At 48.9% G+C, this 20,746-nt stretch carries 15 protein-coding genes and 2 pseudogenes; 4 read left to right on the forward strand and 13 right to left on the reverse strand.

Translation table 11 applies throughout. The annotated features are described in order from the left end of the window. The first annotated feature begins 80 nt into the window (after positions 1–80). Entirely contained in the window at positions 81–533 is a 453-nt protein-coding gene (locus CAG65_RS18900; RefSeq protein WP_040902487.1) for an Lrp/AsnC family transcriptional regulator, read from the forward strand. 37 nt (positions 534–570) lie between these two features. Here CAG65_RS18900 and tssG read toward each other — a convergent pair whose 3' ends face one another. The 13 genes from tssG to CAG65_RS18965 form a co-directional block, all read right to left on the reverse strand. Then, on the reverse strand, positions 571–1,569 hold the full coding sequence (gene tssG, locus CAG65_RS18905; RefSeq protein WP_021704980.1) for a type VI secretion system baseplate subunit TssG: 999 nt from the start codon (positions 1,567–1,569) through the stop codon (positions 571–573). Further along, on the reverse strand, positions 1,566–3,314 hold the full coding sequence (gene tssF, locus CAG65_RS18910) for a type VI secretion system baseplate subunit TssF (protein WP_161454627.1): 1,749 nt from the start codon (positions 3,312–3,314) through the stop codon (positions 1,566–1,568). The genes tssG and tssF overlap by 4 nt, the downstream gene beginning before the upstream one ends. A gap of 18 nt (positions 3,315–3,332) precedes the next feature. After that, positions 3,333–3,743: a type VI secretion system baseplate subunit TssE gene (gene tssE / locus CAG65_RS18915; RefSeq protein ID WP_021704978.1), complete on the reverse strand. Its 411-nt coding sequence runs from the start codon at positions 3,741–3,743 to the stop codon at positions 3,333–3,335. A 63-nt stretch (positions 3,744–3,806) separates the two neighbouring features. Next, positions 3,807–5,285: a type VI secretion system contractile sheath large subunit gene (gene tssC / locus CAG65_RS18920; RefSeq protein ID WP_161454628.1), complete on the reverse strand. Its 1,479-nt coding sequence runs from the start codon at positions 5,283–5,285 to the stop codon at positions 3,807–3,809. Positions 5,286–5,294: 9 nt separating this feature from the next. Further along, the gene (gene tssB / locus CAG65_RS18925; protein ID WP_021704976.1) at positions 5,295–5,804 is read right to left on the reverse strand and encodes a type VI secretion system contractile sheath small subunit; all 510 of its coding nucleotides are present in this window, start codon (positions 5,802–5,804) and stop codon (positions 5,295–5,297) included. A gap of 26 nt (positions 5,805–5,830) precedes the next feature. Continuing rightward, positions 5,831–7,384, reverse strand: coding sequence for a type VI secretion system protein TssA (gene tssA / locus CAG65_RS18930; RefSeq protein ID WP_161454629.1), 1,554 nt, complete (start codon positions 7,382–7,384; stop codon positions 5,831–5,833). Between the two features lie 2 nt (positions 7,385–7,386). Beyond that, complete coding sequence (locus tag CAG65_RS18935; RefSeq protein WP_161454630.1) at positions 7,387–9,381, reverse strand: protein kinase domain-containing protein; 1,995 nt, start codon at positions 9,379–9,381, stop codon at positions 7,387–7,389. 245 nt (positions 9,382–9,626) lie between these two features. After that, on the reverse strand, positions 9,627–10,574 hold the full coding sequence (locus tag CAG65_RS18940; RefSeq protein ID WP_161454631.1) for a hypothetical protein: 948 nt from the start codon (positions 10,572–10,574) through the stop codon (positions 9,627–9,629). Beyond that, positions 10,571–11,563 carry a DUF2169 family type VI secretion system accessory protein gene (locus CAG65_RS18945; protein ID WP_161454632.1) on the reverse strand — a complete coding sequence of 331 codons (993 nt, stop codon included), beginning with the start codon at positions 11,561–11,563 and terminating at the stop codon, positions 10,571–10,573. The genes CAG65_RS18940 and CAG65_RS18945 overlap by 4 nt, the downstream gene beginning before the upstream one ends. Beyond that, positions 11,544–12,863, reverse strand: a complete 1,320-nt coding sequence (locus tag CAG65_RS18950) for a hypothetical protein (RefSeq protein WP_161454633.1) — start codon at positions 12,861–12,863, stop codon at positions 11,544–11,546. The genes CAG65_RS18945 and CAG65_RS18950 overlap by 20 nt, the downstream gene beginning before the upstream one ends. A gap of 28 nt (positions 12,864–12,891) precedes the next feature. Next, the gene (locus tag CAG65_RS18955; RefSeq protein ID WP_161454634.1) at positions 12,892–13,386 is read right to left on the reverse strand and encodes a hypothetical protein; all 495 of its coding nucleotides are present in this window, start codon (positions 13,384–13,386) and stop codon (positions 12,892–12,894) included. After that, entirely contained in the window at positions 13,386–15,464 is a 2,079-nt protein-coding gene (tssI, locus tag CAG65_RS18960) for a type VI secretion system Vgr family protein (protein ID WP_161454635.1), read from the reverse strand. The genes CAG65_RS18955 and tssI overlap by 1 nt, the downstream gene beginning before the upstream one ends. A 72-nt stretch (positions 15,465–15,536) precedes the next feature. Further along, positions 15,537–16,055 carry an Hcp family type VI secretion system effector gene (locus tag CAG65_RS18965; protein ID WP_021704968.1) on the reverse strand — a complete coding sequence of 173 codons (519 nt, stop codon included), beginning with the start codon at positions 16,053–16,055 and terminating at the stop codon, positions 15,537–15,539. A gap of 463 nt (positions 16,056–16,518) precedes the next feature. On the opposite strand from CAG65_RS18965, the gene tssH reads away from it, so the two are divergent. The 3 genes and pseudogenes from tssH to CAG65_RS22500 form a co-directional block, all read left to right on the forward strand. After that, a complete protein-coding gene (gene tssH / locus CAG65_RS18970) occupies positions 16,519–19,182 on the forward strand; it encodes a type VI secretion system ATPase TssH (protein WP_021704967.1) in 2,664 nt (887 codons plus the stop codon). Continuing rightward, positions 19,169–20,534 (forward strand): annotated as a pseudogene (locus CAG65_RS18975) (sigma-54-dependent Fis family transcriptional regulator); the annotation flags it as partial. The gene tssH and the pseudogene CAG65_RS18975, both read left to right, overlap by 14 nt. Before the next feature lie 104 nt (positions 20,535–20,638). Beyond that, a pseudogene (locus CAG65_RS22500) lies at positions 20,639–20,746 on the forward strand (helix-turn-helix domain-containing protein); the annotation flags it as partial.

Here is a 20,746-nt window from a genome sequence, read left to right on the forward strand (position 1 = left end):
AGCTGTACAACTTTACGTTACCCGAATCTATCTAATTATAAATAAACACATAACAATAAAAGCAACGCAAAGGCAGGATTATAATGTCAAATATGAATCTACAAGGCTTGGATAAGCTGGACCGTAAGATTTTGTCTAACCTTTTGTCAAACGGTCGAGAGTCCATTGCTAATTTGTCCAGAAACATCGGTTTATCGCGCACTGCCGTCGCAGAGCGCATTAACCGCTTGGAAAAAACAGGGATCATCAAAGGGTACACTGCTCAAATCCGCGTAGAAAACGAAGGACGTAAGGCAGCCAGCTACCTGCTGATATCATGTGAAAAGGGTAAGAAAAATGACGTTACGGAAGCTCTCAAAGAGCTTCCTGAGGTTCGTTCGACCAGTATCGTAGGTGGCACCTACGATATTATTGCGCTAATTGAGGCTCCCGATCTCCAGTCGATCCATTACCTGGCGAATGAGATTGAATCCTTTAATGGCATCAAGTCATTGCATACCACGGTCGTACTACACCAACCTGTAAGCCGATAATAAAAAACCGCCGGAAACGGCGGTTTTTTTTCGTCTGTTATACACTACCGATAAGCCGGATTTGAGTATCATCTTCCGTTGGAATACCCAGCCACGCCGTCTGTCCGAGCACATTGCCTTCCCCCTGACCAAGACTGTTCTGAGGCACGGTATCTAACTTAACTCGCATTTTTAAATCCCAAGCCATCGGGTCTCTTAAGATGAAGCGAATCAAGCCCACCAGCGTCTCATGCTGCGTCTTACCTGGCAAAAACGCCTGATAGGTGGAGAAATCAATTTCGTCGATACACAGATTAAATTTACCCACCAGGTCCGGCATGCTCTGCCCCAAGTGAAAGTCCTGTCCGAGCTGACAATTCATCTGATTAAGCTGATTGCGCTGGCTAGGGTGTATCTCGATCCGGCGGAACACCCACTCCTCAATGTACACATTAGGCAGTGAGAAATAGTGCGCAACAATACCCGAAATTAGTTTAGGTGAACGGGTCCGGGTGGATAACTGGTTAACATAGGACAACAGCTTCGCTCTGTCCAAATCCGCCGCTTCTGCTTCCTGCATGACACTGGACAGGCCAAGCAAATGCAGCATACGGCTGGAAAACGGATCCTGAGCACCACTCTCATACTGAATGTGGTAACGGTACTTTTTCCATACCCGATAAACCATCGAAACATAGCGGTTATGAAAGAAGTCAAAAAACTGCTTAACCGGGTTATCTTCTTCTTCCCTGCCTGCCAGCTTTTCCGTATACGAGGACGGCAGAGGTGAGCTAGAGCCGTGGAGACCAAGAAAGTTGACCTCGACCCGGGTATACGCTTCGCCGGCCATATCCATATGAGTGACAAAGTCCATATCGCTCTTGGGAAAGGCCAGGCTGGCAGACACGCTAAAGCGAATGCGTTCCTGATGAAAGTACTTGTTCTCACCGACTCCGCTAAAGTCGACACTGCTGTCAGATTTATAGTGTTTTTCCAGTAGCGATACAGCCTGGAAAAAGCTGAACTCGTAAGCTTTATCTGAAATCTGATTGATCATAACACTGTCTGTTTACCAGGGAGACTAGGCCAGTGGTAGACTTCACCGGTTTTCTCATCAAAGACTTCCAGCTCCGTGAACGAGTTGAGACTCGAATAGAGACGGATAAACTCATTCAACACGCTGGCTAGCAGAAACATGTCACCTTCGTTCACAAAGTAGCTGGAGTTCACTATCAGATTAAACTGAGTACCACGCACAGCAACACCACGGAATACACGATCAATCGGCTCCATCTCCGACGAGCGTATCCCATCAAGACGGTGAATCGACGCACGGTGAGCCTGACGATCGACACGCGAATGAAAATCATACGTCGATAACAGAACTTTCAGCACATCGATATTGGCCAGTGACAAGTAGTTGAGTGACATATTAGCGATCAACTGCCACTGTAATTCACCGTTGATCTGCGGGCTGACCGACTGGGTCGGTTTAGTGATATTGCGAAACGTAGCGTAGGTTGGCGACTTGTGAGTGGTGTATGTGATGTCCCCGACTGACAGTCGCTCCGCGAGGTCTGCGTTGCTGCACACCAATTTCATGAGAACGGTTTCTGTGCCCAGATCAGCGATGCCGCTGTCGTGTGTGTGGAACGAAATATAGCGCTCCAGACCACGGCCGTTGATGCGCTCGCCCACCTTAGTTTTGTAGAACTCACGCTTGTCACGCTGATTGATCTGATGCTCAAACGATTCAAATTCGATCAGTTTCTTGCGCCGACGCTCGCTTTTACTCCAGCTCTGAACCTCTTCAATCGAATAAACTTCGAAGTGCTCCTGACTGTTGGTCTGTGGACGCACTTTGTATTCGTTGCGACGATGCTCAAGGCGAATCGGATCCGCATCAATAGAGAACAAATTGACCGCAGGTGTACAGTGCAGTTTGAAGTGCTTATCTTTCAGCACAACTTCCGATGGCAGCGCACGTTTAAATACAAAAGAAAACTTTAGTGTCGATCGTTGAGGAATACCTTTTAACCATTCCAGACCTGTAACATCAAAGAACATGAACTTTTCAGGCAGAGAGAAGTATTCTTGCAGCAACCGGTAGCCAGAAAAGGAATTTTTGCTGTACGGCAAGATCGCTTCATTCTCAGCAAACCCAACCGGCTTGATCTGATCTGCACGCAGGCGATGCTTGTAACCACCACCGACATCCAGTTCAACATAATCCAAATACCGGAACAGCCAGAGATACAACGTGCGGGTGATATGCACTTCCCCGTGCAAATGGAAGCGCAGTGAGTCCATTTTCAGACGAGACAACTCCAGGCCATGCTCTGTCGACAGAGACACATCCACAGTTGAGCTGGTCCGGCTATTCGCCTGCTCAATTCCGGTCAGACGGACCGGGTATAAGTCGACATCATAACACGACCGGAACAGGCACTGCGTGCTTTCAACCTGCTCGCTGGCCATTTCAGCACCACGAGCAATCACCGTCCGCTCAGTCACGCTCCCGACATGGGGTGACAGTTCCGTAATGCACATCGACGGCACAGAGCGCATATAATGCGGCCAGAGCAGCGTCATCAGCGACTGCGTCAGCTCCGGTAGCTCATCGTCGATTTTCTCCCGAATGCGTCCGGTCAGGAACGCGAAGCCTTCCATCAGACGCTCAACATCTGGATCGTAGGTTCCTTCTGATAGGAAGTTGGTTAGCTTGGGATGGTATTTGGCAAACTCACTGCCTGCTTCACGCAGGTAGGTCAGCTCATCCTGAAAATATTTACTGCTGCTCACGAAAGCTTGCTCCTAAGACTAAACGTTAAATTGTCCGTCGACACCCATGAACACATTGATAGACATAGGCACTTTGCCGCCGTTGTGCGTCACTTCACCACTGATGCCAAAGCTGAGTTGCAACGGGTTGTGAAAATCATCCCGGTGAAACACTTCGATGCCTTTTAATCGTGGTTCGAACTTTTCAATCGTCGTGCGGATATTCTGCTGAATATGGCGCACCAGATTGGTGTTGGTGGACAGCACATCGTTGAAATCCGGCAGACCGTAGTCATTGTCTATCATTGCATTCCCCGCATGCGTATTCAGTAAGTCCGCGAGGTGTATATGAATGGATTCAACCAAATGTTGATGTGATACTACCTTTTCGTAGCAGTTTTTCGGTTCTCCGAGCTCGATACGCTCCAGAAGACGATAGCCTTTTTCCATACTGAACTCTGAAAAAGAGCGGCCAGCTTGCACTGACCGCTTCTTATTGATAATGAAACGATCTTAGTTTTGATCCAGCTTACCAACCAGTGACAGGTCGAAGCTTGCGCCCATGTACTTGAAGTGAGGACGTACAGACATTGATACACGGTACCAACCTGGATCGCCTTCAACATCAGACACTTCTACTTTCGCAGCGCGCAGTGGACGACGACCACGAACTTCTGCTGGCGGGTTTTCCTGATCAGAAACATACTGACGGATCCACTTGTTCAGTTCGATTTCCAGGTCAGAACGCTCTTTCCAAGAACCGATCTGCTCACGTTGCAGAACTTTGATGTAGTGTGCCAGGCGGTTGATAATGAACATGTATGGCAGCTGAGTACCCAGCTTGTAGTTCATTTCAGCCTGTTTGCCTTCTGGCGTGTTCGGGAACACTTTTGGCTTCTGGATAGAGTTCGCAGAGAAGAACGCTGCGTTGTCTGAACCCTTACGCATGGTCAGAGCAACAAAACCCTCTTCTGCCAGTTCAAACTCACGACGGTCTGAAACCAGGATCTCTGTTGGGATCTTAGTTTCGATCTGACCCATTGACTCGTAGTTGTATACTGGCAGGTCAAATACCGCACCGCCGCTCTGAGGACCAATGATGTTCGGACACCAGCGGTATTTCGCGAACGATTCACTGATCTTTGACGCCATCGCGTACGCAGAGTTACCCCACAGGAAGTGGTCGTGGCTGTCAGTCACCATCTCGTTGTAGTCAAACGCCTTGATCGGGTTGTCTTCAACTGAGTACGGATTACGTAGCATAAAACGAGAAGTACACAGGCCCAGGTAACGAGCATCTTCGTGTTCACGCAGACCACGCCATTTAGCGTACTGAGGACCTTCGAATACCGCTTTCAGATCTTTCAGGTTAGGCAGCTCTTCGTAGCTGTCCAGACCGAAAAACTTCGATGAAGCAGACGTGATGAACGGAGCGTGAGACATCGCACCTACGTTCGCCATGTATTCCATCAGTTTGATGTCTGGTGTAGCAGCAGAAAGCTGGTAATCACAGATCACCGCGCCAACTGGTTTACCACCGAATTGACCGTATTCACGAGTGTAGATCTGCTTGTACAGACCAGACTTAACCACTTCCGGAGCGTCTTCGAAATCGTCCAGAACTTCGTCTTTCTTCGCAGAAATCAGTTCGATCTGAATATTTTCGCGGAAGTCAGTGTGATCCACCAGATACTTTAGACCGCGCCAAGTTGATTCGATTGCCTGAACTTCTTCATTGTGCAGGATTGCATCAACTTGCGTAGACAATTTTTGATCGATTTCAGCAATCATCAGGTCAACCAGAGACTGGTCAACTTTTTCAGATGCACTGTTGCTTAGTAGTTCGCCGATAAACGCTTCAACACCGCGCTTAGCAACATCAAAACCTTCATCGCTAGGCTTAAGGCGCGTTTCGTTTAGAATGCTATCCAGAAGTGAACCTGATTCCGCAAGGGCTGCTTCTTGTTCTGGAGCTTGAGCTTCTGCCGTCATAATATCCTCTTACTCTGCTTTATCCGCATCTTGGTTTCCACCAAGACTCAGCTCTTCTAGTAGTTTCTTGCGTGCTTCTTCGTCCTGAAGTACTGCTGCAATCTTCTTACGGAACGCAGGAACGTTACCTAGTGGACCTTTCAGTGCAACCAATGCTTCACGCAGTTCCAACAAGCCGTTCAGCTCTGGGACGTTCTTAGCAATAGTTTCAGGTGAAAAGTCTTTCATGTCTTTGAAAGTCAGATCGACTGCCAGTTGGGCACCTTCTTCATCACTCAGACGGTTATCAACGTTTACTTTCACGTTAGGCGAGTAGCCTTCCAGAACTTCGTTGAAGTTATCTTTGTCGATGTTGATAGGCGTACGTTCTTCGATTGGTGTCTCATCTGCACGTGCAGTAAAGTCACCAACAACCATCATACTCAGCGGCAGTTCTACGTCTTCTTGCGCATCACCAGTCGCTGGAACATAACGGATATTAATTCGCTCTTTAGGAGCTACCGAGCCATCGCGTGACATAATTAGTTCCTTATCTAATCGTGTTACTAGTTATAAATTGTTTCCCACTCTTGATATTTTGCAGGTAACTGCTCCTTAGATGGATACAGCTCTTTGAGGGTTCTCTCGGTAAGAGAATCCAATTGCAAAGACAAATGTGGTTCCCAGCTGGCAAGATCCATTTCCTCACGCACTGTCCAGACCTTTTCCAGATAAGGCAGGCAAAGAGAAAATAATCCTACGCCGTGGTAGGCTTTTACCATTTGTAAATGCAACATAAATTGCCCTCGTCCTGAGCTATCAAGCTCCAGACGACGAGCAACCTCTGCCACACGTTCCCCCAAATTCTCGAGGGTGACATCGTCCATCGACAATGAATCATCTTCTGCAATGACGATGCTTGGCATCACCACTTGTTGACCAGAAGACATGCTATCGCTTGTAGACAACCAACCAAGCGTCGCTTCATCAGCGAATGGAACAGAATTTTTAAATGAAAGGGCTTCAAGGCCCGGTAGAGACTTAGCAAATTTTTGCGTCTCTTGTTTGACCGCCTGAGCGGCCTCATGAAGTTCCAGATTGTCGAGCATCTGGAACACCATGTAATGACCCGTCAACCAGAACGGCGCATCTGTTAGGGTGCGCTCAAGTCGCTTAACGGTATCAATGTCACTCTCCTGTTTAGCTTTGTCCCGGTATTCCGACTGTTGATCAGAAGATACCGCCAGGCTCAACGGCGTGACGTTGTTTTGATGATCCGGCAGTTCATCAATGTCCATCCAGGTGAGGTGGCGATGAATCCGATAAGACAGCGGCACAGTCGGCTCAGCCGCCAACATCGTTTCGGCCACTTTCTTTAACGTACGTTTTGAAGCCGTCGGTGAAGAGAAGTCGGTATCGACGTCCACTTCTTTGCGCTGCGGTTTGACCGGAGGTGGAGTCGGTGCCGCAACAGGCGCCGTTTTAACCGGTGCCGTCTCTGGTGCACGTTCCGGTTCAGAAGCGACGGGAGTCACGGCGGGCGCTTCTGCGACGGGCGCCTTTTGCGGTGCCACGTCAGAGCCCGCACGTTGCATCAATGCATTGATCGAGGTACGGATTTCGTAGAAGTCCGCTTCTGAATCACTGAAGACGTTATCGTAATGACGCTGCACTTCTTCCGTTAAATCATTACAACGAGAAAGTTGCTCCCAGCTTAACGCCTCTTGCTCGAGCGTCGGTTGGCTCAGTTTGATCTGATGATTTAACCACTCTACTGCACCGTCACGACCGCGTTTACGGCTTGGGTAGAGACCAGTGCCAAAGCTTTCAATCGAACGCGCTAACAGGGTCAGGCCCTGTTCTAGCCCATCCACATTGGCTTCTTCCACCAGCGCACGAACCAGATAACATAACGCTTTAAGGTCTTTACTGTGATGACTGAGAACTTCAACAGCGTTGGTTTTAACGATATTCCAGTCGACCGTCTCCCCGAATAATGAGCCGAATTTCTTAACTTCCGACTCCATCATTTCATAGCTGAACTCGTAACGTGCATCATCACCACATGGCGAAGCATCGCTGATCGGAGCCAACAAGCTATCGATTGCAATCAATTCCATGCTTAGCTCCTGCCATCTACGTTGTAATCCAGCAACGCACGCTGTATCGCTAAAGCCCCACGAGCAGGCTTCGATTTCTGATGGCTTTGTTGAATAGCTTGTGACGCCATACGATTAAGCAACTCACTCACTTCATCAAATTTCTTCGGCGCGCTTTGTTCCAAATCGTTTAATGCCGCGTTCAGTTTCTGAGGCTCATATATGTTCTGTTCTGTCACCGTGCTAAATAGGATAAATTCACTTCTGGCGACGCGCAGCTCGCGAGCTTTGGCATTGAGCTGAGCAGTATTACCAAAGAACTTACGGGCAGCTTCAACTTCAGCTATCGCTTTGGAGTAATAATGCTTCTTGGCATTGTCATCGACCGACGCATACACTTTGTCAAGAATCAGGCTAGGTAGAATCTGGCTGTAGTAATACGCCTCAGCTTGATGTGATTGCCAGGCGTATTTGATGTACTGATCGACGTATTCGGCATTACCATCCAATACCTGTTGGGCGAGCTGATCATCTTTCTTACCAAGAAAATCCGTCAAGGTCTGGGACTGCAGCGCCACCGTATTTAGTTTGGACATAACATCCGTTAACTTACGATCAGCCTGTGGAAACAAGGCACCGTCTTGGTTCAGCTCTTCACGCAGTTTGACCAGATCACGACGAATGTCGCCTAGATAACCTGGTAACTGTGAGGCATCATCACGTTGCTCATACAGTGCCGCTTTATAATCCTCGTACACTTCCAACAGCTTCTTTTGTTGCACATGATAAGCTTCACGGTAAGGCGCCATGGTAACCAGATCGTTTGAAGAATCGCTCAGGGCGTTCTCAATTTTCCAAGGCGGTTGAGCAAGGAATGCGGCGGTTTGTGCGGGTTTGATCGTGCGTACGACTTTCTCCGGGCTGACCAGCTCAGACTTGAGTACTGGCTGCCAGTCCGGTTGTGAAGCATCATATAAGTAGGTACCCGTGACAGCGACAACACTGGCAACCATGGCGGCTTCCAGATATTTGAAACGACCAAAGGCGAATTTGTCTGAGCCACGGCGCTGGGTGAGCACCAGATCCGCGTTTCTCAGGTTAGTAAATATCGGCGCACTATTGTCAGCTTTCAACGCATCTGCATCGATCTTCGCTAGATCTTGTGCAAACGAAATGGCCGTATAACCGTGAGCGCGTGGCTTATTGATTACCGTTTTAATTAACAACCAGACATGTTTTGGAATTAAGCGCGGGCGCTTACGCTGAGTCAGTTGCTGGCACCAGGCATTGCCGTAAATGGCACCCAAAAACAGATGTCCGGTTAACAGAGCCAGGGAATAAACGTCATCCTGGGGCTTGGCAACACCGCTTTCAAGATAGAGAGGTGACGCATATTGCAAGCTGGCTTCCGCATGACCTTCGGCCTCGTCGGTGTAGCGTGCGGCGCCAAAATCGATCAGACGAACACTGTCATCTTCACCGACAATCACATTCGACGGTTTAATATCGAGGTGGCAAACACCGCGAGTGTGCATGTACTCCAGCGCACCAGCTAATTGATAAATCAGCCAGGCAATATGATCGTGGCGAAAGCCTTTGGATGAATGGCGGGTCATTTTCTCCGCTAAGGATTCACCGGTAATCCACTCGTACATCAAATAAGGACGGTCAAACTCATGACCAACCTTGATAAATTCCGCGACACTCGGGTGTTGGGATATCTCGAGGCGGCTGGCTTCGCCAATAAGCATTGCGCGTGCAAGTTCAGGCGCTTCCTCGTTTACAACCTTGCAGCATACCTGTTTCTCTGGTTCATTTTTCTTTGCCAGATGGTACACCGTTGTTTTACCGTTTTTAGACGGCAAGGTATCGAGGACGTCGAATTGAGAGAATAGAACATACTCCAACTTGGGCTTATTCTTGTTTGCCACATGTTGTTCATGATGTTTTTTCTTTTCAATAGCTTTTACAACCAGACGATTAATATAGCCGTTGGTTGATCCCTGCTGATCAGACACGTTATTCTCTTAGCCAACTTAAAATAATAATTAGTGAGGCATATTAATTAGTGTGGAATGTCTATTTCAACGCTGCAAAATAAAACGAACGCTATATCTATCAATTTAGTGATATTCACTATCCTAAATTAAAAATACACACTCGCTTTGACGGGTTAAATTACATTCACAAAAGAGATAAATAACGGAATATTCATGCCAGTTTAGGCAACGATATACTTACCGTTTTATCACTAAGTTCTCAATCACCCACAAAGCTCCAACTGCATAATGGCACGTTGACCATCTCGGCCAAACAACATCAGCGAAGCCGGCGCTGTCGATCGGTGAACGTGATTGAACGTCGCCATCAATGCCAACGCAGAACACTTACCGAGTGTTCCCCACAGCTCATTGATTAAAAACGGGTTTTGTGGATTCGTAAATTGCTCAGCCCGGGCACCGATCGCAAATCCATAGTCCTCGGTATCGGTTCGATCATTGCTCATGTCGCTGTAGATACTGCCGAGGTGATCGCAGGCTTTCGCTGCCTTGCGGGTCAGCCTCATCATTCCTCGGCGATCAGAAACCCCAGACTCACGCGCTGTGTAGCCAATATGCGATAAGGGTTTCAGCTTTAGCGTGTCGACAATGTTTTTCTTCGTCACCACCAAACCTGCTGCGCCTTCACTCGGGATGACACCCCAGGGGTTTTTATTCCCCATCACGACCCCGGATTCGATCAGTTGGTCTAGATCATCCACCAAAGAGTCAACAGCAACACATAACAAGGCGTCGTGATGGTCAAGCTTAGCAAAGGCTTCATTGAGCAGAGTGACGGATCCACTGTAAGAAGTGTCGATCTGCGAGATCCACTTGTCATATTGACTCTCCTCCAGCCAATCAACCAAAGGTTGCGCGTCTACTTTATCTGGCAGTGATAGCAACAGTGGAATCGGTTTGAGTGATTTCGGTAACTTACCTAAGAGTGAATCCAGTAACGTAGCCACAGCTGTCTGTACTTTGTCTTGAAGTGTTTCACCCAGCCAGAAATCAACCCGAGCATAGGTGTAGCGATCTAAGCCGCCATTATCAACACGCTGACTAAAACGAGCCAAATCCGCCTGAGCCACCGCAAGCGAAATATCCAGATTCATGCCAGATGGCGTAATAACGTCGCCGACTAAAACGTAACGACCCAGGCGGTTGTTCATGCCGTCTCCTCAGTATCAAAACTATCCAGAATTTGTGATGTCGTCAGTAAATGCTCTTGCCCCTGACAAGGAAACGCGGCCGTGTAAGCCAGAGTAATGATTTGCTGCTCTGTATCCACAAAAACCGTATAAATCGGCATATCTGCCACTACAGGTTCGTCTCCGAACATCACACGAGCACGGTATTGCTCAGCTGGAATACGAAACGACAGTGTATCGTCGTGAGAAAAACCACTGAGCATCATTCGCTCTCCACCTTGCAGGTACCCCTTACACTGTTGGTCAATGGGTGCCGACTGGAAAAAACGACCATCGAAATCGAGTGGTAACAGCGGTCTGCGCTCCTCTTCCCACTGTTGGTCGAATGTTCCGGCGTAACGAAAGCGCTGGGCAAAAAACGGGGGAACCGGGCCAAAGCCTGCCACTTTCACTTTCGCCGGATTAGCCGACCAGTCTTCTTTTGGATAAAACACGCTGGGTACATTCTGCTCCAGCAACTCTCGATTGCTGTCTGCAATACCACCACCAATCCGGTTGCGCTCATCACCACCGAGCGCCATCGAGTAGTCCATATCCCGTTCAATAAATGGCTGAGGCTTGGCAATCGTCACACTACCAGCGTGCTCGACCCAATGACGCGAACCATGCACCGCAAGCGTTTTATCGATATGCCCATCTACCAACAGCCGACATTCCATATAGGTGACTGGTCGCTTTGCATAAGCGCGTGCTTTCCCATACACAACGACATCGGTGTTTTGTTTGTAAACGGGAAAATCATGATCCACTTGCATCGCTGAAAAGCCCGCCTCCCCCAGATAAACGGGATCATCGAAGACTTGCTCTGCGCGCTCTTCCATCCACTGCTTTTCTATCCAGCGCCACTGACGCTTTGCCGTCAGAACCCAGACCTCATGCCCGTTATGATCGCGTTGGAATCGACCTTTAACTTCCAGTTCCGGATGCTCATCAATATCCCACAGTTGCATGATGACTCCTTAGGTTAAATCGTTCGGAAGCCGATGGTATCTCTTTCAGTTTACTGATGATCCATGCTTGCTGAATTTCAGGCATAGTGGCGTGCCAGGGGATGTAGACCCGGGCATGCAAGCACAGTTGACGCCATAGCCAGATTCGGTACGTTTCCGGTATGGTCGCGGTTTGCAGGGCTGCCAGCGTCGAATCATAAGAAAGCGCAAAGCCAAGGCGAGCCGGTACATGAAGTTGGTGATGGCCATCGCTGACCCATTCATCCAGTATCTCAAGAGCATCTTGCCATTCGTAGTCAACCCCAAGTCCGGTTGGATTGAGTGGAAAGCTTTCTCCATAAACAACGTGCAGCGAGTCTAACCAGCGCTCACCGTCTTCCTCGTCCATATCCTGCAACGCCGCCAGCACATTGTATGCCCACTCCGGCTCACCAGTTAACGCCAGATGAAATGGCGCCTGAGGCGAAGACAAATCAAACTGCATAAACTCTTTGAGTTCGAGTAACTTAGCGAACGTATTCACTTGTTCGGAAGGCAGTGCATCTGGCTGGATTCCGAAGTACTGGCGGAACCAGGTGTTGCGATCTTGCTTAACCAGCAAGCGTTCAAATAAATTCTGCTCACCAGACAGATTCTCTTCCATCCATTCAATACTGTCCGCCACATCAAACGTCGCCAATACCGGATGCACAGTTCGCTCCGGGATCATTCCTTCTTTCAGCCAGCGTTTACTTAGTGACACGCTCAATGTCTGGCGTAAGCGTAAATAGTCAAACGTGCCTTTTGCCAGTTTCGTTTTGCCGTCAACCAAGCCCGCAAGATACAAGTCGAGATGCATCAGTTTTGACTGAACCACCAACATGCAGGCCATTTCGCGCGAAATATCCTGACTGGTACTTAGTCCACTCAGAAGATGGGTTTTCTCCTGGCCAAATTCTGCTGACAACATCAACCAGACAAACACTTCTGGAGCTTGTTGTTGCAACTCGTAAACCAATCCGGGCGCCAGCTTGTACAAGGCAACATAAACCTGTTTCAACTCGCCCATCTGCCGTTCGATGATTCTCAAATAGTCGTTTTCGGTACTGGGATATCCCTGCTGGTGCAGGCGTAGCCATTGTCTGAGAAAGAAACTGAGGTTTTCGATCGCTAAAATCGATTTGTCACGGCAAAACGACAGCCATGCCGGATCCAGTTTATCCAGTTCTGACACGGCTTTTTCTACCGCAGCTAATGCCTGCTCGATCTCACCGTCTGACAACGGCGATTTCAGTTGTTCTACACCAATTCTTTGTCGCATTCCGTTCTTTACTTCTTTTTGATGACGGCTAATTGATGGCGATCGTGCCGCCCTGAATTTTTTGAGCTTTTTCGGCCTGAGAAGTGACATACTTCGCTTTGGTGGTAACGCGGTTATCACGCCCACTGTAACGAGTTTCGGTTTCACCACTGCGTACCACCAGCTCCTGAGAGGCCTCAATGACCATTTTGTCGGCACGCAAGACGAACTCATCTGAATCATTCAGGATCGAGAAGAAAATATCCGTCACAACTGGCAAGCTCAGATCACCATTAATGAATTCAATCCTACAATTGAGTTGATTGGTCACCGCCATATCCAGCTCCACCTTGCGAAACATACGTCCGAGTCTGGCGGTGATGGGCTGGCCGAAAGTATTGCCTTCGAAATCGATCTTTACGCTATCCAGTGATTCATTGATGGCCACAATGCGTCCAAAACGCGAAAAGCAAGCCGATTGCTCGGCTTGCTGTGTAGTTTCCGTTTCCAGAGAGGACTCTAGTAATGTTTGTGTCTGTTTCATCAGTTAATCGCTACGTTACCACCCTTCACAACCACTTTAGCGCTGCCATCGATGGTAATTGAAGTACCAGAAAGTTTAATCGTGCCGTCGCTGCTCATCACCAACGACGAGCCGCCGGTTTTGAGTACAATTTTTTCACCACTGATAATCTGTGTGGCCCCGTCTGCCTTATATGAGGTATTGCCTTTGACGGAAACCGTCAGGTTACCGCCGACCGTTTGGTTGTCATCCGCACCAACGTCCGAAGAGCGTGAAGCCCCAACCGTCAGGTTGCTGTTTTCACCGACATCCAGATCGTCGTTTTTACCAATCTTGGTGGTACGATTGTCACCAATTTCAAGGCTGCTGTTATTTTTTACGTACTGAGTTTCGTTGGCGTTATAGGTGACGGTAACGTCTTGCTCTACCGTCTCCGTAAAGGTGCTGTTCACCTGTGTGGTCTTATGCCCGTCAATCGTCTCTTTGTGGTCGCCGTGGACTTCATTCGTCTGGTGACGGCCGACTTTGAGAAACTCATCCTGACCAATGTCACGATAACGGTTGTTCAGAACTTTGGTCGACATATCCTTTTGTGCATGGATATAGATCTCTTCCTGGTTCGCTTCGTCTTCAAAACTCAGTTCATTGTAACCAGTGCCTTTGTGCGTCTGAGTACGGAAAGTGGTCCGTGTTTTGTTTTCCGGCAGCGAGTACGGAGGATAGTGCAGACCGTTGTAAACGGCCCCCGTCACTAACGGACGATCCGGATCACCTTCCAGGAACGTAACCACAACTTCGTGACCAATTCGTGGCAAGTACACCGCACCCCAGGTTGGCGCCGCCATTGACTGGCTGACACGAATCCAGCAGCTGGCGTGCTCGTCGTTGTTCGCGTAACGATCCCAATGGAACTGAACTTTAATCCGACCAAGCTTATCGGTATAAATCTCTTCTCCAGCCGGCCCCACTACAACGGCCGTCTGAGGGCCATCGACCATAGGTGCTGGCAGCTTTGGCGCCCGGAAAACAATATCACGAGGAATACACACAAACTGGTTGTGGTATGACGTTGGCATGCCGCTCGCTTCGTCTTCATGAACCTGAGGATCATGACCATGGTGAGTCACTGCCAACATGGTAAAATCACGGTTAATTGACGCGCGAGGATGCTCTCCGATATTAAAACTGTAACCCGCAGTAAGGCGCATCACGTTACTGGAGGCCTCAATCTGCTGATTCTCTACGACATGATCAGCCATCCATTCCGTCGCACGAATTTGCCCTTGCGCAGGGTCCCCGTAACGGCCCGGATAATCAAACAGTTTTAGATCCGGATCAAGGTCACCATTTGATGCCATTTCCTGAGGGATCTTCGGTTGTTCATAGTTGTAATCTGTGTACGTCACGTGACCAGTTCGAACGCGATTGATCAACTCCAGATCAAAGATGTGCTCGCGGTCAGCCACACCACCAGCATCCGAATGGTAAACGATCGGACCGATGTAAGACGCGTTTAGCGGGGTGCTTTGCAGTTCAGCAATGGCGTCATTGCTGTCGACGATCACCATCGTATGGTTGGCTTCAGTGTGTTCAAAGTAATACCACATACCATGCTCAGCCAACATACGCTGAACAAAATGGCTGTCTGTTTCACGATATTGAAGCACATACTCTTTTGGTGGGTAAGTCCCTGATAACTCCAGACGATAGTCAGTGACCGACGCGTCGTCCAGCACTTCAGAAATAATATCCGGCGCCGCTTTATGTTGGAAAATACGGCAATCCTGACGCTGAGTCAGGAACCAAAACTGTGGAACCAACACGACTTGATACCGTGCAAAGCGTCGCCCCTGCCCCAGATAACGAACCTCGTTGACAACACCGTGGAACAAACGCGCAGAGCCCGCTCCCTGACCATACAAGGTCAACAGAGCTGGCTTTCGAATCAATGCATCGAATGTGATATCAGCATCAAGTGAAAGTAATGAAAGGCTGACATGAAAAGGTTTGGACAGTTCTTCCGTTACCTGAAAACTCTCAACCCGAAACTCATGTCCTGTCCCGAGGACTTCAAATTTAAACTCTACGTCATTCACCATATCTTTTACCTGATACTAATAAAGGAGTTAGGGCCAACATCATGTTGGCCCTGATACGTACCGCGATAGCTATTACGCTTCGCGTGGAGCACGCCAGTCGTCGTTACCCGCAGTACCACAGTTTTCGTGAGTCACTTCGATTGCACGGTAAGTGAACTTCAGAACTTCTTCAGTCACGCGGTCTGCAGTTGCAGCGTCTTGACAGTGGTTCATGCGAGTTTGCACGTCAACCAGCAGAGCATCGATCAGTTTGATAGTGTAGTAATGCTCTTGCTTACCTTGTACAGAGGTACGGTAGAAACGGATCTGACACTCAGGCAGTTTCTCACCAGAAACCAACGCGTTGAACAGCAGTGGAGAACAACGGTCTTGAACTTTAGTTACTACAACTGGTTTGTGAACACGTTGACCAGTTGGTTGGCCGCTTTGTGGGTCACGTGGAATAGTCAGAACGTGATCCAGTTCTTGAACCAGAAACTCGTCTACGTGAGCTTCTTGCCAAGTGTTACCGACAGAATCCGCAGAGAAAGTATCTTTAGTGATGTGACCTTGAGTTTCACCATTGATAGACATATATGCTGGAGTTGGCATTGAAATTTCCTTCTTAAAAAATTCTATATTATTTACATTCACCAAATCGCTTATCACCGCGACCCAATATAACAATGCAACCAGCATGCCAACTTTAAAACAAGATTAATTACAATAACTTAGCAAAAGCTCCATCTTATTCACACTATACACAATTACAAGATTTTAGAAATTTAAACAAAATCTTGTTCTCCCATATTAATTTATTGTTCCTCGGCGATAAAGAGAAAATAACGGCATTCCACTGAGGTAAAAAAGTCATATTAACTACCACTTCAGTTACTTTACCCATCAATTAATTCACAAACACCGAAAGCCTGCTTAGGTATATTTAAATTGTGGAAAAAGCCACCAACATAATAACTAAAATTGACTAGTTAAATTAGCGGATAAAAAAAACCACACTCGATTGTTTAGTATAATCTCGCCCACTTTTATACAATCTAAAAGCTCAGAAACGACAATGATAAATATTAATCTCTCTTCTTTAATACAACGTCTGCACCCTATCGCAAAAGTTGCGCTAGAAGATGCAGCAGCGCTGGCTGTATCAGAAAAGGCCAATGAAGTTCAAATCGAGCACTACCTGCTTAGCCTGCTTGAACGCCCAAACAGTGATATTGACGTCCTGCTTGCGCATTTTGACTGTTCTGAAAACCTGTTACGCCAGTCCATTCGTTCAACACTGGATTCCAGTCCAACTGGTAACGGCGGTAAACCTGTATTCTCGGCTCTGTTGATCGAATGGCTGCAGGAAAGCTGGCTGGTGTCGTCTCTGGATCTTTCGGAAACTAAGATTCGTACCGGCGCCTTGCTGCTGACTCTGGTCAGTAACCCACTGCGTTACGGCCAACACGGTTACGCGTCGATTCTTGAAAGCGTTAACCCAGACAGCCTGAAGCGTAACTTTGCGGAACTCACGTCGCAGTCGCTGGAAGCACGTGAAGCAACATCCGAGAAAACTCAGGCACGTGAAGAAGGCTCTGCGTTGAGCAAATTCACTACTGATTTCACCGGTAAAGCACGTAAAGGCGAAATCGACCCGGTATTCTGCCGTGATCAGGAAATTCGTCAGATCGTCGATATCCTCGCCCGTCGTCGCAAAAACAACCCGATTGCCGTGGGTGAACCCGGTGTAGGTAAGACCGCGGTGGTAGAAGGCCTGGCGCTCAAAATTGTCCAGGGCGAAGTGCCTGACAACCTGAAAGGAGTGGAACTGTACGGCCTGGATATGGGTCTGCTGCAAGCAGGCGCAAGCGTAAAGGGCGAATTCGAAAAGCGCCTCAATGCCGTTCTGGATGAAGTAAAGAACTCACCAACACCGATTATCCTGTTCATCGATGAAGCCCATACTCTGGTCGGCGGTGGTAATCAGGCTGGCGGCAGCGATGCAGCAAACCTGCTGAAACCCGCCCTGGCCCGCGGTGAAGTCAAAACTATCGCAGCCACAACCTGGTCTGAGTACAAAAAGTATTTCGAAAAAGACCCGGCGCTTGCCCGTCGTTTCCAATTAGTGAAACTCGACGAACCTTCACCGGAGCAAGCCGCACTCATCATCCGTGGTCTACGCCCGGCGTATGAAAAATCTCACAACGTGTACGTGCGTGACGACGCAATTACTGCCGCTGCTGCTCTGTCTGCCCGTTACATTTCCGGTCGTCAACTGCCGGACAAAGCGATCGACGTACTCGATACCGCTTGTGCGCGTGTCAACATCAGCCTGAATGCGGTACCTGCTTCTGTAGAAACGCTGCAACAAGAGCTGGCGGCGCAAACCCGTGAACTGGAAGCGCTGGAACGTGACGCTCTGCAACAAACAGGTGATAAGCATAGTCTGGCAACCATTCCTGATCTAAAAGCGGCCATGGAAGAAACCCGTGCAGAGCTGGAAGTACAGGAAGCCCAATGGCAAAACGAAAAGAACCAGATCGAAGAGATGATCGCACTGCGTGCTCGTCTTCACGAACTGGTATCAGATGAGCCCGCATCAGAGACAGAAGACGATCAAGACGCTGACGTTTCTCCTTACGCAGAAATGGATGAAGAAGCGGTACGCATCGCGATCTCGGCTTGTCAGGAACAACTTGAGCAAATTCGCGGCGGGAATCCACTGGTACACTTTGAAGTTGGCCCTGACGAAGTCAGCCACGTGATTGCCGACTGGACAGGCATCCCGATGGGTAAAGTGTTGCAGGATGAAGCTGAGACCACGCTGAACCTTAAAGACAATCTGACTCAAACCATTAAAGGCCAGGAGTTTGCAATTGATGCACTGGCAGAAGGCATCCAAACCGCTAAAGCCGGCCTGGGTAACCCAGATGCGCCTACCGGTGTCTTCCTGCTGGTTGGTCCAAGCGGTGTGGGTAAAACCGAAACTGCCCGTGCCATCGCAGACCAGCTGTTTGGCGGTGAACGTTTCATGACCACCATCAACATGTCAGAATTCCAGGAGAAGCACACGGTATCCCGCCTGATCGGCTCACCTCCGGGTTATGTGGGTTACGGTGAAGGTGGTATGTTGACCGAAGCCGTCCGTCAACGCCCATACTCTGTAGTCCTGCTGGACGAAGTAGAAAAAGCCGACCCAGAAGTACTGAATCTGTTCTATCAGGTGTTCGATAAGGGTACGCTGAACGACGGCGAAGGTCGTGCGATCGACTTTAAAAACACCCTGATCATCATGACCAGTAATCTGGCGACGCATGAAATTGAATCTCTGGTTCAACAGTCAAAAGAGATCGAAGCGGGTGTGATTGCCGAAGCTATCCGCCCGACCCTGAATCAGCACTTCAAGCCTGCTCTCCTGGCGCGTATGTCTGTTCTGCCATTCGTGCCTCTGTCTGACGACGCCATGACCGATATTATTCATCATAAACTGGGTAAAGTGTCTCAGCGTCTGCAAAATCATCATAAACTGACGCTGAACTATGACGACAATCTGGTTGAGTTTGTTCTGGGTAATTGTCGTCTGGCGGAAACTGGGGCACGTAACATTGATGCCGTGATCAACCGTCAGTTGCTGCCTCAACTGTCAACGCAGTTGCTGGTTCACGACAAAGACGATGCGCATACCCAGATCACCGTTTCTGTCGATGAACAGGGAACGCTGTCTTATGCGTTCAGCTAATCAGAACGATCTGAGTAGTGCTTTACTTGCGATCAGCCAGTCTCTGGCTGATCGCTCTCAGTTAGCGCAAACTTTAGACGCAGTGTTAACCGCTGCCCGGCAGATGACGTTTTCCAAACACGGCATCATCTACGTTCTGGATCAGACCGGACAAGCACTGATCCCCAGTATTGTCCACCACAACGAAACCGCTTTCTCCGCCCATCCGTGGAAACCCCTTTCCTTAGATTTAGCCAGCGAAAACGACCCGTTCAGTTACGCCATCCAGAATGGCGAAGTCGTCCTAATCAATGAGTTGTACCAGTACAATGGTTACGATTGCGAGACGATTTACCAAACCGAGGCAAAGCTTGGTTTGCGCAGTACTAACCTGCTTGCCTGGCCTCTGGTGGACGATGACAACAAAACCATCGGCCTGCTGGCGTTGATGGACTTGAGTGTGATCGACAACGAATCAGCACTCACGGCATTTTGTCATATCGCAGCGAACAGTATTCGTCAGGCTTTCTGGCTGGAAGAGTACGGGCATATGATCAAAAACCTCAGTGCAGACAACGCAGCCCTCGCTCGGGAAAACAAGCAGCTTAAAAAACGCAAGCAAGGCCAGTACAACGGCCCCATTGCTGAAAGCGAGCAGATGCTTGAAGTTTTGCGCCGTCTGGATAAAGTGCTCACCCTGCCTGTAGACGTACTGCTGCGCGGAGAAACCGGCGCCGGTAAAGAAGTGATTGCTCAATACATTCATGAAAACTCCGACCGGGCAAAGCAACCGTTGATCGTGCAAAACTGCGCGGCCATACCAGAGCAGTTGTTGGAGTCTGAGCTCTTCGGTCATAAGAAAGGCTCATTCACTGGTGCAGACAAAGACAAGGTCGGACTGTTTGAAGCAGCAGACGGTGGTACCTTGTTCCTGGACGAGATCGGCGACATGCCGCTGCTACTTCAGGCTAAATTACTGCGCGTGCTGCAAGAGCGCAAAGTCCGACCGGTGGGGGCCAGCAAAGAGATAGAAGTGGATGTTCGTGTCGTCGCGGCGACGCACTGCAACCTGATGGAGAAAATCAAATCCGGCGAATTCAGGGCTGACCTGTTTTACCGCCTGAATGTTTTCCCTATCACGTTACCGCCTTTGCGCGAACGTGAAGCGGATATCCTACCTTTGGCCGAACACTTCGTGCAGCAGAGTGCAAGCTCTCTGGGGCTGCCTCAGGCGCCAGGACTCAGTGCGAATGTACGACGTCAGTTATTGGAATATGCCTACCCGGGTAACGTCCGAGAGCTGAAAAACATCGTAGAACGCGCGGTGTTGTTGTCTGATTTCGAAACTATCACGCAAGTAGAAATCGGTGAAGGCCTGATGACACCATTGGTATCAGAGCAGCCATTGCCAACTTTGGCTCAGGAAACTCTCACTGTGGATCCCAAAAACCTTGATGAAGCCGATACAGACTTCTCCCGAGGTCTTAAAGAAGCCGTGAGCGAGTATGAGAAAACCGTTATTCTCGATTGCCTGAATGCGTGCAACTGGCACACCAAGCGTGCAGCAGAGCAGCTATCTCTACCC

The organism is Vibrio sp. V39_P1S14PM300, assembly GCF_009904765.1.
Taxonomy (GTDB): Bacteria; Pseudomonadota; Gammaproteobacteria; order Enterobacterales; family Vibrionaceae; genus Vibrio; species Vibrio proteolyticus.

Coding starts and splice junctions, on each gene's coding strand:
- tssG (WP_021704980.1), bottom strand. CDS start 1,569: ATGATCAATCAGATTTCAGATAAAGCTTACGAGTTCAGCTTTTTCCAG.
- CAG65_RS18950 (WP_161454633.1), bottom strand. CDS start 12,863: ATGCGACAAAGAATTGGTGTAGAACAACTGAAATCGCCGTTGTCAGAC.
- tssH (WP_021704967.1), top strand. CDS start 16,519: ATGATAAATATTAATCTCTCTTCTTTAATACAACGTCTGCACCCTATC.
- CAG65_RS18955 (WP_161454634.1), bottom strand. CDS start 13,386: ATGAAACAGACACAAACATTACTAGAGTCCTCTCTGGAAACGGAAACT.
- tssE (WP_021704978.1), bottom strand. CDS start 3,743: ATGGAAAAAGGCTATCGTCTTCTGGAGCGTATCGAGCTCGGAGAACCG.
- CAG65_RS18940 (WP_161454631.1), bottom strand. CDS start 10,574: ATGAACAACCGCCTGGGTCGTTACGTTTTAGTCGGCGACGTTATTACG.
- tssC (WP_161454628.1), bottom strand. CDS start 5,285: ATGACGGCAGAAGCTCAAGCTCCAGAACAAGAAGCAGCCCTTGCGGAA.
- CAG65_RS18965 (WP_021704968.1), bottom strand. CDS start 16,055: ATGCCAACTCCAGCATATATGTCTATCAATGGTGAAACTCAAGGTCAC.
- tssI (WP_161454635.1), bottom strand. CDS start 15,464: ATGGTGAATGACGTAGAGTTTAAATTTGAAGTCCTCGGGACAGGACAT.
- tssA (WP_161454629.1), bottom strand. CDS start 7,384: ATGGAATTGATTGCAATCGATAGCTTGTTGGCTCCGATCAGCGATGCT.
- CAG65_RS18945 (WP_161454632.1), bottom strand. CDS start 11,563: ATGCAACTGTGGGATATTGATGAGCATCCGGAACTGGAAGTTAAAGGT.
- tssB (WP_021704976.1), bottom strand. CDS start 5,804: ATGTCACGCGATGGCTCGGTAGCTCCTAAAGAGCGAATTAATATCCGT.